Genomic DNA, 14976 nt, shown 5'->3' with positions numbered 1-14976 from the left:
ACGGGGATCCTTTCGGCTGTGAGGTCCCTGAGAACAGGGGGGACGGGGCTTCTTTACTAATCCGATAAGCGGTGTACAGCACCCCGTTGAGCGGATAGTCAGCCGAACGACCTCAACGCCTCGTCCAGAAACCGCCGCAGCCGCAGCGCGTCAGGTGCCACCGCGCTCACCAGAACAGCCGGTCCGACCAGCGGATTGACGGCCGCGCACTCCCCCAGCACCCGTGCTCGCGGCATCTCCTCCTCGAACTCCGGTCGTGCGATGAGAAGTTGCCCGAGGGCACGGTGTCCTCCAAGGACGGCGGGACCGTCCCATCCGCCAGGCGCGCCGGGGCCGCACGACAACTCCTGGTCCAGCAGGGTCCGTCCGCCGAGTCGGAGGGTGAGCCGGCTGGTGAGTCTGCCCGGTTGCTCACCGACGCGACCCAGTACCTGCTCCTCGCGGAACACGAGCCGCGCGCCAGGCTCCAGGTCGATTCCCGAGGTGACCTGAAGATCACTCCCGTTCGCGGAGATCAACTGCTCCGGAAGCCAGCGCAGTTCACCTCCCGTGGCGACGCGCAGCCGTACGTCGTAGCGGGCCTCGCCCTTGGCCTGCCCCGGCAGGGCGATCGTCGCGGCGGCCGAACCGACGTGCAGTCGTGCCCCTTCGGCGACGGTCGCCTCCACGGCGAAACGGTCGTTGCCGAGCGGGCCGCTCATGGCACCGACCAGCAGGACCCGTGCCTCGTCGCCGTGGGCCCGGGTGCGGCGTGGCGCGATCGGGCCCTCGCCCTCCAGCACGGGCAGCGAGGTGCCGCCCCGGCCGTCGGCGCGTGCCGCGATCCGTGCGGTGGCCCGCACGCCCGCTGTCGTCACACCGTCCATGCGGCGAGCCGTCCCCGCACCCAGTCCGCGACGGCCGTGACACCGCTCTCGGTCCTCAACGACTGCAGCACAACGGGCAGTTCGGCTCGCTGGGCCTTGGCGTCGGCGGCCATCCGTGCCAGGTCGGACCCCACGTAGGGCGCGAGGTCGGTCTTGTTGACGACGAGCAGATCCGCGGTGGTGACCCCCGGCCCGCCCTTGCGCGGGATGTCGTCCCCACCCGCCACGTCGATCACGAAGATCTGCGCGTCGACCAGCCCTCTGGAGAAGGTCGCCGTGAGGTTGTCGCCCCCCGACTCGACCAGGATCAGGTCCAGCGGCCCGACCTCGTCCTCCAGGTCCTCCACCGCTTCGAGGTTCGCCGAGATGTCGTCCCGGATCGCGGTGTGCGGGCAGGCACCCGTCTCGACGGCGGTGATCCGCTCGGGCGGCAGCACCGCCTCCCGCAGCAGGAACTCGGCGTCCTCGCGCGTGTAGATGTCGTTCGTCACGACCGCGAGCGACACCTCGTCGCGCAGGGCCCGGCAGAGCGCGGCGACGGTCGCGGTCTTGCCGGATCCCACGGGCCCGCCGAGCCCGATCCGCAGGGCCCGACGCGAGCCGTCGGGGCGCCATGCGTCGGCACTCACGGCGGACGTCCCGTCGTGACCGTGAAGATGGTCGACATGCATGATTGCGGCTCCGTTTCCCGGCCGAGACCGAATTCTCCGACGTTTTCGAACCTTCCGGCGCCCTCGGACCGTCCGGACACCGAACCCCCTACGACGCGAACAACCGCACCGCCCAGGCGGCATGCGCTTCCGCACTGATCTCCAGCAGCGGAGCACTCCCCGCGGGCAAGGCGTCGACGCCGTCGGCCACCACACGCCGCGCCGCCTCGGCCGCCCGCTGAGCGACCCGGTCCACCTCCGGCGCCAGCCGGGCCAGTACCGCCGTCGCGTCGAAGGGATTCAGGCTGAGCAGCCGCACGGTCGCCGTCGCCGGCCCGCTGACACTCTCGTACGCGGAGCAGTACGCCGCGTCCTCGGGCCCGAGTCCGGCGCCCCGTGCCACCACCCCGAGCACCACGGGCTGATGCGCGCCCTTGGGGAACTCCCTTGCCAGCGTCTCGAGTTCCTCGGACGGCCAGGCCGCTCGCGCCGCCCGCGTCAACTGCCGTCCGAGCCGCCGCGCGGCCCCGCGCAGGGTGGGCGACGGCGTCCGGGCGTCCGCGGCCGAGTCCAGTGCCACCGGGTCGACTCCGAGCGCCGCCGCCGCGGCGAGGGCGGCCGACACCAGCCCCGTCGTGTGCAACCGCCCGAGACAGAAGTCCTCCAGGCTCGCCGCCCCGCCGATCCGCCCGGCTCTGACCGCCGCCTCGGCCCCGCCGGAGTGGGCGTGCCCTCCGGCGGGGAAGCGGCCGTCCGCCAGGACGAGAAGTGCCGCGCGGGACATCAGAAGAGGAAGTAACGCTGGGCCATGGGCAGTTCCGCGGCCGGAGTCGCCTCGACCAGCTCTCCGTCGATGCGCACGGCGAAACTGTCGGGATCGATCTGTACGCGCGGCCGGGCGTCGTTCTCCCGCATGTCGGCCTTGGTCACCCCCCGGGTCGAGTCGATCGCCATGAATCTCTTGCTCAGCGAGAGCCGTTCCGGCAGCCCGTCCTCGATCGCGAGCGGTGCCACGAAGTTGAACGAGTTCGCGGCGGGCGCCCGTCCGATCGCCCCGAACATCGGGCGGGGCAGGATCGGCTGCGGTGTCGGGATGGACGCGTTGGCGTCGCCCATCTGCGCGTACGCGATCTGTCCGCCCTTGATGACGAGGTGCGGCTTGACGCCGAAGAACGCGGGCTCCCACAGCACGAGGTCGGCGAGCTTGCCGGTCTCGACGGAGCCGATCTCGCGGGCGAGTCCCTGCGCGAGCGCCGGGTTGATCGTGTACTTGGCGACATAGCGGCGTACACGGTGGTTGTCCGCGTGTCCGTCGCCCGGCAGGGCACCACGCCGTCGCTTCATCACATGGGCCGTCTGCCAGGTCCGCAGGATGACCTCGCCGATCCGGCCCATCGCCTGCGAGTCGGAGGAGATGATCGAGATCGCGCCGAGGTCGTGCAGGATGTCCTCGGCTCCGATGGTGGACGGCCGGATACGTGACTCGGCGAAGGCCAGGTCCTCGGGAACGGCCGCGTTGAGGTGGTGGCAGACCATCAGCATGTCGAGGTGTTCCTCGGCGGTGTTGACGGTGTACGGCCGGGTCGGGTTGGTGGAACTGGGCAGCACGTGCGGCTCGGAGACCACCGTCATGATGTCCGGTGCGTGCCCGCCGCCGGCGCCCTCGGTGTGGTACGCGTGAATGCCGCGCCCACCGATCGCGGCGAGCGTGTCACCGACGAACCCCGCCTCGTTCAGCGTGTCCGTGTGGATGGCGACCTGGATGCCGGTGCGGTCGGCCACGGTCAGCGCGGCGTCGATGACGGCGGGCGTCGAGCCCCAGTCCTCGTGCAGCTTCAGTCCGAGTGCGCCGCCGCGGATCTGCGAGAGCATCGCGTCGTGCGAGACGGTGTTGCCCTTGCCGAGCAGTCCGAAGTTGAGCGGATACCCCTCCATCGACTCCAGCATCCGGGCCAGATGCCAGGGGCCGGGAGTGACGGTGGTGGCCTTGGAACCCTCGGCGGGACCGGTGCCGCCGCCCACCAGCGTCGTGATGCCGGAGGCGAGTGCCTCGTCGGCGATCTGGGGGCAGATCAGGTGGACGTGGGCGTCGACGGCGCCCGCGGTGACGATCCGTCCGTTGCCCGCGATGATCTCGGTCTCAGGACCGATGACGAGGTCGGGGTGGACACCGTCCATGGTGTCGGGGTTGCCGGCCTTGCCGATGCCGGTGATCCGGCCGTCGCGGATGCCGAGGTCGGCCTTGACGATCCCCCAGTGGTCGATGATCACCGCGCCCGTGATGACGGTGTCCGGAGTGCCCTCCGCGCGCGTGGCGCGCGACTGGCCCATGGACTCCCGGATGACCTTGCCGCCGCCGAACACGGCCTCGTCACCGGCGCGCCCCGGGCCCCCGGAGCGGTCCTCCTCGATCTCGACGAGCAGGTCGGTGTCGGCGAGGCGGATGCGGTCGCCGGTGGTGGGGCCGAACAGATCGGCGTACGCGCCGCGGGAGAGGTCAGGCATCGAGGGCACCTCCGGTCTCGCCGCGCAGGCCGGGTACGACACGGGCACCGGCGAGCGGTACGAGTTCGACGTCGACGGGGATCCCGGGTTCGAAGCGCACGGCGGTGCCGGCGGCGACGTTGAGCCGCTTGCCGCGCGCGGCGGCGCGGTCGAACTCCAGGCCGGGGTTGGCCTCGGCGAAGTGGTAGTGGGAGCCGACCTGGACGGGCCGGTCGGCGGCGTTGAGGACGGTCAGCCGGGTGACTTCGCGGCCCTCGTTGAAGGTGACGGGTCCCTCGGCGAAGAGGATCTCTCCGGGAATCACGGTGCTCGCTCCCCCGTCAGACGATCGGGTCGTGGACGGTGACGAGTTTGGTGCCGTCCGGGAAGGTCGCCTCGACCTGGACGTCGTGGATCATCTCGGGAATGCCCTCCATGACGTCGTCGCGGGTGAGGATCCTGCGCCCGGAGGACATCAGTTCGGCCACGGTGCGGCCGTCCCGGGCGCCTTCGAGGAGGTGCGACGTGATGAGGGCGACGGCCTCGGGGTGGTTCAGTCTCAGTCCGCGGGCCCGGCGCTTCTCGGCCACGTCGGCGGCCACGTGGATCAGCAGCCTCTCTTGCTCGTGCGGGGTCAGTTGCACGGCGTCCCACCTCACAGTCCTCGCTCCGGACCGTGCGGGGTCCGGTGGCCGCAGCCACCAAAACCCCTGGTGGCATGGATGCGCACGCTAGTTGGCCGTCGTTTCGTGGACGTTAACCGGTCTGTGGTCCGCTCCTGCCGACGTGTCGGGCGACCCCGGGCCGGCCCGGGGTCCGGTGGACCCCGACGATCTTTTCTCGAACCGCGCGCACCTCGGCGGAGCGGCGCGCCGGGTCACGGCGGGCGCCGGGCCGCTCGGTCCTCCGGGTTCCGGCCCGCCCCGCGACGAGCGGACGGCCGCCTCGCGGGCCGGCCCGGCCCGCTGCGGACATCCTCCGGAACCGGGACCGTATACGGCGCGGTCCTCGGCCCGCGCGGGTCGGCACCACGCACGGCGTACGGCTGTCAGCCGGCGTGCTTCCCCGATCGCCCTTCCTCTACGAGACGTTGGGCCCCTGGTGCTCCGCGGCGATACCGAAGCGCCGGCGCTCCCGCGGCGCGGACGTGGCCTCCCGGACGCTGGAGAGGGAGCTGACCGCCTGCTCCCCGGCGGGATCCCGGAGCTCTTCGAGCCGCTCCAGGTCGGCGGCGGAGACGAGGGCGACGAGAGGCTTCCCGTGCCGCGTCACGACGACCCGCTCACCCCCGTACACCACCCGGTTGATCAGGTCGGCGAGCTCAGCCCTGGCTTGCGTCACCGGAATCTCGTAGGCCATGCCCACCAGCTTAGACCGGACCCCTGACGCTCCCCCGAAACGGACGATGTCCGCCGCTTCCGCCGAAAGCGACGTCCCCCGCCGCCACGCCCACGGATCCCGCGTCCGGCCCGGACCCTCGGCGTCGTACCCGTGGAGCATCTCCCTCCTCCTCTCCGCCGGGATTTTCGCTGTCGGCCGATCCCCTCGACATGATCCGTACGTCCTGTACATTTTTTACAAGTAGCGACACACAGGGGAGTCACCCGGAGGAGGCGCCAGCCATGTACGAACCGTCCGCCCGCCACGTCCTGCCCGAGTTCACCGCTCGCACGACCAGGGGACGCCGGTCCCTCGACCCGTACTCCCAACTGCTCGACGAGCGCATCGTGTTCCTCGGGACACCGGTCGACGACACCGCGGCGAACGACGTGACGGCCCTGTTCATGCACCTCGAACACCTGGCGCCGGAGCGGGACATCTCGCTCTACGTCAACTGCCCTGGTGGCTCGTTCACCGCGATGACGGCGATCTACGACACGATGCGGTTCGTCGCCTGTGACGTGGAGACCGTGTGCCTGGGGCAGGCCGCGTCGGTCGCCGCCGTCCTGCTGGCCGGCGGCACTCCGGGCAAGCGGTTCGCCCTGCCGGGTGCACGGGTGCTGATCCGTCAGCCCTCTCTGCCCGTCCCCGTTCCGGGCCACGCGAGCGATCCAGCCCTCCAGGCAACGGAGTTGACGCGCACTCGGAAGCTGCTGGAGGACATGCTCGTACGGCACACGGGGCAAAATCCCGAACAAGTCGCCGCAGACATCGAGCGGGACACGATTCTGGACGCGCAGGCCGCGCTGGCGTACGGGCTGGTGGACGGGATCATCCCGAGCCGCAAGAACTCGCGCACCACGCCCGGTGCGAGGAACGCCACACCCGACGCGAGGTGATCCGCCGATGGTGCCCGAACTGCCTCCGCTGCCCGCACTGACCCACGCCGAGGCCGAGCTGATCGACCGCTACCTCGACGTGGTCGACCTGGTCGGCCGCATCAACCCGGGCCGGCCGGGAGACACCTATCGCGGGCTCCGCGCCGCCCAGGCACTCGTGGGCAAGGCGACCGCACTGCGTGACGCCCTGGCCCTGATGCACCAGCGGGGCGAGAGCGAGGTGCACGCGCCGACCCTGGCGCAGGCCCTGCGCGTCCTCGACGGCGAGCGGCGGACCGCCCGCGTCACCCTGCCGCCCGACTCCGGCAGTTGAGGCATCCAGGACCGGGGCGCCGCTCACACCGATCCGCGGAACGTCCGGACCGGGTTTCAAACGGACCAGTCGACGTACCCCCCAACGGCGTAGACGCGCGTCCTTTCGGGTGGCCCCAAAAGTTGCGCAACACGCGTAGCCAAAAGGCGCAATGAAGTGCTCCGGTGCTGGTAAGAGCCTTGCCGACGTCCCCAACGCCCCTCGAACAGAGGAGTGTCCACCCGAACGGGTGAGTGGTGAGTAACCCCACAAATCATCGGTTCCGCTCGGATTTTCCGACATCCATGCGTGAAGATCCCTTCCGACGACAAGCCCCCGCCACACCGGCGGGGCGGTCCGGGCGGACGCCGAGTCCTGCCGCCGCCCGGATGACCGGTCGACAGATGTGCATCGGCAGGAGTGGAGGACCCAGCAAGACGGGCCGCCGGAGAGATCCGGGCGGTCCTTGGGGTGAAGCCGCGTAAGCGGCCGGGCTACTTCGCCAGCCCGAATCCGACAGGTCATCCTTCACAGGCGGTTGACGAAGGGTTGCGCATGACTGCGCTCAATCGTGTCCCGTCGCTGCTGACCCGGGCCGGTACGGCCTCGGCTCTGACCATCGCCGCCGTGGGCGGCAGCCTGGTGGTCCCGGGCGTCGCAGCCGACGCCGAGGCGGCCACACCGGCGACGAGGGCACTCCAGGTCGCGGCATCCAAGAAGGGCGCCCCGTACAGGTACGGGGCCACCGGGCCGCGCCGCTTCGACTGCTCCGGGCTCACGCTGTACTCGTACAAGAAGGCGGGCAAGAAGCTGCCTCGTACGGCCGCCGGGCAGTACAACAAGAGCCACCACATCTCAGCCTCGCATCGCAAGGCCGGTGACCTCGTGTTCTTCCATTCGGGCCGGAACGTGTACCACGTCGGCATCTACGCCGGGAAGGGAAAGATCTGGCACTCCCCGAAGAGCGGGGAGGTCGTGAAGCTCCAGAAGATCTGGACGAAGAGCGTCTGGTACGGCCGTGTGAGCTGACCCGGCCGAGGGGCGGCGGCGCCGGGCCGCCGCCCCTCGCGGCACGAAGCGGGGAGACTCTCAGGCCGTCAGGGGCTCCAGGAGGAGCACCAGACCGAGCACCGTGAGCGCGCTCCCGGTGACCGCTTCCACGGCGCGGGCGGCACGCGGCCTGCGCAGCCACCGTCCCAGCCGGTCGACCAGCAGGGCGACCGCCGGGAACCACACGAGGGCGACGGCCACCACGATCAGGGCCAGCACCAGGGTGCGGGGCATCGCGGGGCTGCCCGCGGGCACGAACTGCGGCAGCAGGCTCAGGAAGGTGATCGGCGCCTTCGGGTTGAGCGCGTTCGTGACGAAGCCCTGCCGCAGCGGACGGCTCCCGTCCCCGGGCCCGCCGGCCACGGCCTCGCGGGGCAGCGTCCCGCCGGACGCCGCCGGGCGCTCCCGGTCCGGATCCCGGTCCCGCTGCCGTCGCGGACCGCCCAGCGTCCGTACGCCCAGGTACAGCACGTAGGCGCCGCCGAGGAGCTGCAGCGTGCGGAACAGCGCGGGCACGGCCGTGAGGACGGCGGCGACACCGGCGACGGCCAGCACGGTGTGCAGGAGGAGCCCGCCCGCGACCCCGAGCGCGCACGCCACCCCGGCCCGGCGGGAGACGAGGGCGTTGCGCACGACGACGGTGAAGTCCGCGCCGGGCATGGCGACCATTCCCGCGGCCACAGCGGTGAAGGCGATGAGCTGTGCGTCCATGGCCACCAGGGTGCCCGGGCCGGGCCTTCACCAGGTATGTCGAATATCCTGGGTCTGCCTTAACCAATCGTTAAGACCTGGGCTCCTCCGCGGGGTGCCCCGGACCTGGGGAGGCGTTCGATGTACGACCCGACACGGCTGGCGGCCCTGGTGGCGGTGGCCGAGGCGGGATCCATCACCCGGGCCGCCGAACGCCTCGGCTACAGCCCGCCCGCCCTCTCCCAGCAGCTCGCCAAGCTGGAACGGGAGGCGGGCGCGTCCCTGCTGGTGCGGTCCCACCGCGGGGCGCGGCTCACGGACGCGGGCGAGCTGCTCGTGGCCCGGGCCCGCCGGGTGCTCGACGAGATGGAGCGGGCCCGGCACGAACTGGCCCGTCTGACCGGTCTGTCGGGCGGCACCCTGCGGCTCGGCACCTTCCAGACGGCGGGCATCCATCTGCTGCCGCCGGTGCTCAGCGCCTTCCGCCGGGCCCACCCCGACGTGGAACTCACGGTCGCGAACTACGAGCCCCCGGACGGTGTCTCGGCGGTCGCGGCGGGCGAGGTCGATCTCGCGCTGACGCACACCTACGAGCCCGCGGACCCGGTACCCCTCCCCACGTCGGTGCACGCGGAGCCGGTGCTGGTCGAGGAGCTGGTGCTCGTCACGGCTCCGGGACACGTCCTCGCGGACGGTGCGGCCCGGCTGCCGCTGTCCGGACTCGCCGGACAGCCGCTGATCAGCATGGCTCCGGACCATCCGCCCCGGCAGGGTGTGGAGGCCGCGCTGGCCCGGGTCGGGGCCACCCCGGCCGTGCGGGTCGAGAGCCCCGGGTACGCCCTGGTGTGCGCGCTGGTCAGTGCGGGGCTCGGGGTCGCGGTGGTGCCGGAGATGGTGGCCAGGACGGCGGCGACCCCGGTGGGGCTGCGGCTGCTGGAGCCGGGAGATCTGCGCCGTACGATCTCCGTCGTCCACCGGACCGACCGGCAGGCACCCGCGGCCGAGGCCTTCCGGGCCCTGCTGCGCGGCGTGTTCGGGCGTGCCACGCGGTAGGCGTGCCACGCGGCGGGGACGCGCGGCACGGACTCGCGCGCGGGCGGGGCAACTGATCGTTTCCTCAGGGCTCTTGTGGGCCGCCGGCCACCACCGGCCGGGCCGGCACCGTCCACGGCAGCTCGATGGAGACCGTCTTGCCGCCCTCCCGGGTGGGGCGCACGAGAACCCTGCCGCCGCATTCGGCGGTCAGCCAACGAATGATCACCATCCCACGGCCGTTGTCCTGTTGGACGGCGGCGGGCAGGCGTTTCGGGAAGCGTGGATGGCTGTCGGTGACGCCGATGCGCAGTTGTTCGTCCCGGTCGAGCCGGACGTCCACCGTGAAGGTGGGCGACTGACCGAAGGTGTGCTGGACGGCGTTGGTGGCTAGTTCGGACACGATCAGGCGTACGGTGTCCGCGGCTTCGGCGTCGCGCGGCAGGCCCCATTCGGCCAGCACGTCGACGACGAAACTCCGGGCCGCGCAGACCGAGGCGGGATCGCTCGGCAGAGTGACGGATGCTTCCTGGTGATCTGCCATGACGACGTCGTCCCTTTCCCACGGGACCGGAGTCCGACACGGAGCGGATGGTTCGAGTACGGTCCCGGACTGGTGCTTCGCGCCAGACTGCCATCACTGGGCCGGTCACGGGCGCGATCCACCGAGATATGCATATATCTGTCGCTCGAAGCGGTGAACTCTGCGACGGCAGACCGTATTTGGGCGGCTCGGAAGGAGTAAGGAGTACGGCCATGCAGCACGGTCCCGCGGTACGCCGCCGCAAACTCGGTGCCGAACTGCGCGCGCTGCGCGCCGGTGTGGGCCTCACCAGTGGTGAGGCGGCCCGTCTCGTCGGCTGGCATCAGTCGAAGGTGAGCCGGATCGAGACGGGGATCAGCGGGGTGAAAGCGGCCGACGTGGAGCGCCTCCTGGACGCTTACGGCGTGCGGGAACCCGGCTTACGGGAGCTCCTGCTCGGACTGTCCGGATCCGAGGGCAACGGGCGTCACCACTGGTGGCACGCCTATCGGGGGGTCCTGCCGCCCGCCTACCGGGACTTCATCAGCCTGGAGTCCCAGGCCAGCGGCATGCGCACGCTGGAGACGTCCGTGGTGCCGGGGCTGCTCCAGACGCCGGAGTACGCCCGCGCGGTGACGCGGGCGGCCGTGGGCGGACTCGAGGACGGCAAACTGGACGCGCTCGTCGAGGTGCGCCTCGCCCGGCAGGACGTCCTGCGTTCGGATCCGCCGCTGGAACTGACCGCGGTCCTGGACGAGGCCGTGCTGCGTCGAGAGGTCGGCGGACCCGAGGTCATGGCCCGGCAGCTGGCCCGGCTGCGGGAGGCCGCCGCTCTTCCCCAAGTGCGTCTTCAGGTACTGCCGTTCGCCGCCGGCGCGCACGCCGGAGTGACCGGTCCTTTCGTTATTTTCTCCTTTCCGAACACAACTGATCTGGACGTGGTTGTTCTCGACCACTTGACGAGTAGCCTCTACCTCGAGCGGAAAGAAGACCTTCAGGCCTACACCGAGGTCTTCAACACCCTTCGGTTCCACGCCCTTTCACCCGAGGACTCGTTGGACTACATCGCCGCGATAGGTGACGGCGCGTAAGGAGGCACCCCCATGACCGCACTGCCTCGGTACGTACCTTTCAGTACTTCACTCCGTGATGTCCGCTGGCTGCGCAGCAGTCGCAGTACAGGAATGAACAACTGCGTCGAGACCGCACGACCGGGCCCTGGTCCCTGGGCCGGACTCGTCGCGGTGCGCGACTCCAAGAACAAGGCGGGCCCCGCCCTGCTGTTCACCCCTGCCAGCTGGGAGGGGTTCATCACCGGACTGAACTGACCGCCGCCTCGTTCACCGGTTCTCCGAGACCACCCGTACGGCCTGCTCGATCTGGGCGTCGGTGAGATCCGCCCGGGCGGTCAGCCGCAGCCGGGAGATGCCGTCGGGCACGGACGGGGGGCGGAAGCAGCCGACGGCGAGCCCCGCCTCCCGGCAGTCCGCCGCCCACCGCACGGCCCGCTCGGGGGACGGCGCGCGCACGGAGACCACGGCGGCGTCCGGCCGTACGGCCTCCAGGCCCTCGGCGGTCAGCCGGGTGTGCAGCGCCGTCGCCACCGCGCGGGCCCGGTCGGCGCGCGCCGGCTCGCGGCGCAGCAGTCCGAGCGCCGCGAGGGCCGCGCCCGCCGCGGCCGGTGCCAGACCGGTGTCGAAGATGAAGGTGCGCGCCGCGTTGACCAGGTGGTCGATGACCGGTGCGGGCCCGAGGACGGCGCCGCCCTGGCTGCCGAACGACTTGGAGAGGGTGACGGTCACGACGACGTCCGGGGCACCGGCGAGCCCCGCGGCGTGCGGCGCGCCCCGGCCGCCCCTGCCCAGCACCCCGAGTCCGTGCGCGTCGTCGACGAGCAGCGCCGCCCCGTGTGCGCGACAGGCCGTGGCCAGCCCGGCCAGCGGTGCCGCGTCGCCGTCCACCGAGAAGACCGTGTCGGAGACGACGACGGCGGGACCCTTGTGCGTCCCGAGCGCCTTGCCCACGGCGTCGGGGTCGGCGTGGGCGACGACCTGCGTGGCGCCGCGGGCGAGCCGGCAGCCGTCGATGAGCGAGGCGTGGTTGCCCGCGTCCGAGACGACGAGCGAGCCGTGCGGCGCGAGCGCGGTGACCGCGGCGAGATTGGCCGCGTACCCGGAGGAGAAGACGAGCGCGGCCTCGAAGCCGCAGAAGTCGGCGAGTTCGCGTTCGAGTTCGGCGTGAAGTCCGGTAGTGCCGGACACGAGCCGCGATCCGGTGGCACCCGCCCCCCAGCGGTGGGCGGCGGCCGCGGCGGCGGCCGTGATCTCGGGGTGGCGGGCGAGACCGAGATAGTCGTTGCTCGCCAGATCGAGCAGGGCCGAGTCGGCGGGGCGCGGGCGCAGGGTGCGGACGAGTCCGGCCTGTCGGCGCTGGTGCGCCTGCTCGTCGATCCATGCGAACGGCGATCCGGCCATGCTGGCGCCTCCGGGCCCTGGGGGTGGTGGTTTTGTAGGCAGTGCACAGACCCTAGCGGGACGGCCCGGCGCCCAGGATGTGGCAATACCCACACGTCGAACCGACTCTGTTGTGCGATCTCTCCTTGGCCGCACCCGCCCGGATACGTCAGGATCGGATCTCATGGACCTGTTGAACACGCTGGTGGACAAGGGGCTTCGGCGCGAGCTGCCGACCCGTGACGAGGCGCTGGCCGTACTGGCCACGTCCGACGACGACGTGCTCGACGTGGTGGCCGCGGCCGGCAAAGTCCGCCGGCACTGGTTCGGCCGTCGAGTGAAGCTCAACTATCTGGTCAACCTGAAGTCCGGGCTGTGTCCCGAGGACTGCTCGTACTGCTCGCAGCGGCTCGGCTCCAAGGCCGAGATCCTCAAGTACAGCTGGCTCAAGCCCGACCAGGCCTCGCAGGCCGCCGCGGCGGGGCTGGCCGGGGGCGCCAAGCGGGTCTGTCTGGTGGCCAGCGGCCGCGGTCCGACCGACCGCGACGTGGACCGGGTCTCCGACACCATCAAGGCGATCAAGGACCAGCACGAGAACGTCGAGGTGTGTGCCTGCCTCGGCCTGCTCTCCGACGGTCAGGCCGAGCGGCTGCGCGAGGCGGGCGCGGACGCCTACAACCACAACCTCAACACGTCCGAGGGGACGTACGGGGACATCACGACCACGCACACGTACGCCGACCGGGTGGACACCGTGCAGAAGGCGCACGCGGCGGGTCTGTCCGCCTGCTCCGGTCTGATCGCGGGCATGGGCGAGAGCGACGAGGACCTCGTGGACGTCGTCTACGCGCTGCGCGAGCTCGATCCCGACTCCGTTCCGGTGAACTTCCTGATCCCCTTCGAGGGAACCCCGCTCGCCAAGGAGTGGAACCTGACACCCCAGCGGTGTCTGCGCATCCTGGCCATGGTCCGCTTCGTCTGCCCGGACGCCGAGGTCCGCATCGCGGGCGGCCGTGAGGTCCACCTGCGCACGATGCAGCCGCTGGCCCTCAATCTGGCCAACTCGATCTTCCTCGGCGACTACCTGACGAGCGAGGGCCAGGCGGGCAAGGCCGACCTGGAGATGATCGCGGACGCCGGGTTCGAGGTGGAGGGCGCGGGCGAGGTGACGCTGCCGGAGCACCGGGCGACGGCGGACGCGGGCTGCGGCGCCCACACGGACGCGGACGCCGGGTGCGGGTCCCACGAAGGCGGTGGGTGCGGGTCGCACGCGGGGAGCCGTGTGTGCGGTTCGGCTTCGGTCGAGGTGCCCGCCGAGGCGCGTACGGATCTGGTCGCCGTGCGCCGCCGGGGTGCCGGAACGGATCTCGCGCCCAATGCCTGACCTGTCCCTGCGGGAGCTGCTCGATCTGGACCGGCGTCACGTCTGGCATCCGTACGGGCCGATGCCGGGCCGGCAGGAACCGCTCGTCGTGGAGTCGGCGAGCGGGGTGCGGCTGCGGATGGCGGACGGCTCCGGCGATCTGGTCGACGGGATGTCGTCCTGGTGGTCGGCCATCCACGGCTACAACCACCCGGTGCTGAACGACGCGGCGCGCGGCCAGTTGGAGCGGATGAGCCATGTGATGTTCGGCGGGCTCACGCACGAGCCCGCCGTGCGGCTGGCCAAGCGTCTGGTCGACATCTCCCCCGAGGGGCTGGAGCACGTCTTCCTCGCCGACTCCGGTTCGGTCTCGGTCGAGGTCGCCGTCAAGATGTGTCTCCAGCACTGGCGTTCGCTCGGCCGCCCGGCCAAGCAGCGGCTGCTGACCTGGCGGGGCGGCTACCACGGGGACACCTGGCAGCCGATGTCGGTGTGCGACCCCGAGGGCGGGATGCACGAGCTGTGGCAGGGCGTGCTGCAGCGCCAGGTGTTCGCCGACGCCCCGCCGGCCGGATACGAGGAGTCGTACGCCGCGCACCTGCGCGAGCTGATCGGGCGCCACGCGGACGAACTCGCCGCGGTGATCGTGGAGCCGGTGGTGCAGGGCGCGGGCGGGATGCGCTTCCACTCCCCCGCGTATCTGCGGGTGCTGCGGGAGGCGTGCGACGCGCACGACGTGTTGCTGGTGTTCGACGAGATCGCGACCGGCTTCGGCCGTACGGGCACGCTCTTCGCGGCGGAGCATGCGGGCGTGACGCCGGACGTGATGTGCGTGGGCAAGGCGCTGACCGGCGGTTACCTGACCATGGCGGCGACGCTGTGCACGGCCGAGGTGGCCGAGGGCATCTCGCGCGGCGAGGTCCCGGTGCTCGCGCACGGCCCGACCTTCATGGGCAATCCGCTCGCCGCCGCGGTGGCCTGCGCCTCGATCGACCTGCTGCTCGGACAGGACTGGCAGACCGAGGTCAAGCGGATCGAGGCGGGACTGCGGGAGGGGCTGGCGGAGGCCTCCTCGATGCCGGGGGTCCGGGACGTACGCGTGCTGGGCGCGATCGGTGTCGTCCAGCTCGACCACGAGGTGGACATGGCGGCGGCGACCGCCGCCGCCGTGCGCGAGGGCGTGTGGCTGCGGCCGTTCCGCGACCTCGTCTACACGATGCCGCCGTTCGTCACCGGCGACGAGGACGTGGCACGGATCGTCCGCGCGGTCCGCGCGGCGGCGCGGGAGGGATGA

18 protein-coding genes and 1 riboswitch are annotated in these 14976 nt (G+C 71.5%); of the genes, 8 read left to right on the top strand and 10 right to left on the bottom strand.

The window, feature by feature from the left end; all coding sequences use genetic code 11:
- Positions 1-98: 98 nt before the first annotated feature.
- The 7 genes from ABZV34_RS09915 to ABZV34_RS09885 all read right to left on the bottom strand — a co-directional run bounded on the left by ABZV34_RS09915 (position 99) and on the right by ABZV34_RS09885 (position 5359).
- A complete protein-coding gene (locus ABZV34_RS09915; RefSeq protein ID WP_356273079.1) occupies positions 99-866 on the bottom strand; it encodes an urease accessory protein UreD in 768 nt (255 codons plus the stop codon).
- On the bottom strand, positions 854-1537 hold the full coding sequence (gene ureG, locus ABZV34_RS09910; RefSeq protein WP_356273077.1) for an urease accessory protein UreG: 684 nt from the start codon (positions 1535-1537) through the stop codon (positions 854-856). Before ureG ends, ABZV34_RS09915 begins: the two co-directional genes overlap by 13 nt.
- A gap of 88 nt (positions 1538-1625) precedes the next feature.
- Positions 1626-2300 carry an urease accessory UreF family protein gene (locus tag ABZV34_RS09905; protein WP_356273075.1) on the bottom strand — a complete coding sequence of 225 codons (675 nt, stop codon included), beginning with the start codon at positions 2298-2300 and terminating at the stop codon, positions 1626-1628.
- Positions 2300-4021: an urease subunit alpha gene (locus ABZV34_RS09900; RefSeq protein WP_356273073.1), complete on the bottom strand. Its 1722-nt coding sequence runs from the start codon at positions 4019-4021 to the stop codon at positions 2300-2302. Before ABZV34_RS09900 ends, ABZV34_RS09905 begins: the two co-directional genes overlap by 1 nt.
- Entirely contained in the window at positions 4014-4325 is a 312-nt protein-coding gene (locus ABZV34_RS09895; protein ID WP_168526983.1) for an urease subunit beta, read from the bottom strand. The genes ABZV34_RS09900 and ABZV34_RS09895 overlap by 8 nt, the downstream gene beginning before the upstream one ends.
- A 16-nt stretch (positions 4326-4341) precedes the next feature.
- A complete protein-coding gene (locus ABZV34_RS09890) occupies positions 4342-4644 on the bottom strand; it encodes an urease subunit gamma (RefSeq protein ID WP_356273071.1) in 303 nt (100 codons plus the stop codon).
- 436 nt (positions 4645-5080) lie between these two features.
- Positions 5081-5359: a type II toxin-antitoxin system Phd/YefM family antitoxin gene (locus ABZV34_RS09885; protein ID WP_356273069.1), complete on the bottom strand. Its 279-nt coding sequence runs from the start codon at positions 5357-5359 to the stop codon at positions 5081-5083.
- 263 nt (positions 5360-5622) lie between these two features.
- Between ABZV34_RS09885 and ABZV34_RS09880 the strand changes: the two genes are divergently transcribed.
- From ABZV34_RS09880 to ABZV34_RS09870, 3 genes are all read left to right on the top strand, one after another.
- Positions 5623-6279: an ATP-dependent Clp protease proteolytic subunit gene (locus ABZV34_RS09880; RefSeq protein WP_356273067.1), complete on the top strand. Its 657-nt coding sequence runs from the start codon at positions 5623-5625 to the stop codon at positions 6277-6279.
- Positions 6280-6286: 7 nt separating this feature from the next.
- Positions 6287-6592, top strand: coding sequence for a hypothetical protein (locus tag ABZV34_RS09875; RefSeq protein WP_356273065.1), 306 nt, complete (start codon positions 6287-6289; stop codon positions 6590-6592).
- 345 nt (positions 6593-6937) lie between these two features.
- Positions 6938-7123: riboswitch (cyclic di-AMP (ydaO/yuaA leader) on the top strand.
- Between the two features lie 3 nt (positions 7124-7126).
- The gene (locus ABZV34_RS09870) at positions 7127-7600 is read left to right on the top strand and encodes a C40 family peptidase (RefSeq protein ID WP_356273063.1); all 474 of its coding nucleotides are present in this window, start codon (positions 7127-7129) and stop codon (positions 7598-7600) included.
- Between the two features lie 60 nt (positions 7601-7660).
- Here ABZV34_RS09870 and ABZV34_RS09865 read toward each other — a convergent pair whose 3' ends face one another.
- Entirely contained in the window at positions 7661-8332 is a 672-nt protein-coding gene (locus ABZV34_RS09865) for a LysE family translocator (protein WP_356273061.1), read from the bottom strand.
- A 120-nt stretch (positions 8333-8452) separates the two neighbouring features.
- Between ABZV34_RS09865 and ABZV34_RS09860 the strand changes: the two genes are divergently transcribed.
- The gene (locus tag ABZV34_RS09860) at positions 8453-9364 is read left to right on the top strand and encodes a LysR family transcriptional regulator (RefSeq protein WP_356273059.1); all 912 of its coding nucleotides are present in this window, start codon (positions 8453-8455) and stop codon (positions 9362-9364) included.
- A gap of 64 nt (positions 9365-9428) precedes the next feature.
- On the opposite strand, the gene ABZV34_RS09855 is transcribed toward ABZV34_RS09860, so the two are convergent.
- The gene (locus tag ABZV34_RS09855; protein ID WP_356273057.1) at positions 9429-9887 is read right to left on the bottom strand and encodes an ATP-binding protein; all 459 of its coding nucleotides are present in this window, start codon (positions 9885-9887) and stop codon (positions 9429-9431) included.
- Between the two features lie 212 nt (positions 9888-10099).
- Between ABZV34_RS09855 and ABZV34_RS09850 the strand changes: the two genes are divergently transcribed.
- Both ABZV34_RS09850 and ABZV34_RS09845 read left to right on the top strand, forming a co-directional pair.
- On the top strand, positions 10100-10957 hold the full coding sequence (locus ABZV34_RS09850) for a helix-turn-helix transcriptional regulator (protein WP_356273055.1): 858 nt from the start codon (positions 10100-10102) through the stop codon (positions 10955-10957).
- 12 nt (positions 10958-10969) lie between these two features.
- The gene (locus ABZV34_RS09845) at positions 10970-11194 is read left to right on the top strand and encodes a DUF397 domain-containing protein (RefSeq protein WP_356273053.1); all 225 of its coding nucleotides are present in this window, start codon (positions 10970-10972) and stop codon (positions 11192-11194) included.
- A gap of 12 nt (positions 11195-11206) precedes the next feature.
- Here the strand turns inward: ABZV34_RS09845 and ABZV34_RS09840 are convergent, their stop codons facing one another.
- Complete coding sequence (locus ABZV34_RS09840) at positions 11207-12340, bottom strand: 8-amino-7-oxononanoate synthase (RefSeq protein WP_356273051.1); 1134 nt, start codon at positions 12338-12340, stop codon at positions 11207-11209.
- Between the two features lie 163 nt (positions 12341-12503).
- Here ABZV34_RS09840 and bioB point away from each other — a divergent pair, with 163 nt between their 5' ends.
- Entirely contained in the window at positions 12504-13703 is a 1200-nt protein-coding gene (gene bioB / locus ABZV34_RS09835) for a biotin synthase BioB (RefSeq protein ID WP_356273049.1), read from the top strand.
- A complete protein-coding gene (locus tag ABZV34_RS09830) occupies positions 13696-14976 on the top strand; it encodes an adenosylmethionine--8-amino-7-oxononanoate transaminase (RefSeq protein ID WP_356273047.1) in 1281 nt (426 codons plus the stop codon). Before bioB ends, ABZV34_RS09830 begins: the two co-directional genes overlap by 8 nt.

Origin of the sequence: Streptomyces sp. NPDC005195, from assembly GCF_040608315.1 — a bacterium.
GTDB lineage: Bacteria > Actinomycetota > Actinomycetes > Streptomycetales > Streptomycetaceae > Streptomyces > Streptomyces kaempferi.
Note: the sequence above shows the minus strand (reverse complement) of the source record. Positions and strands in the feature narration are given on the sequence as shown.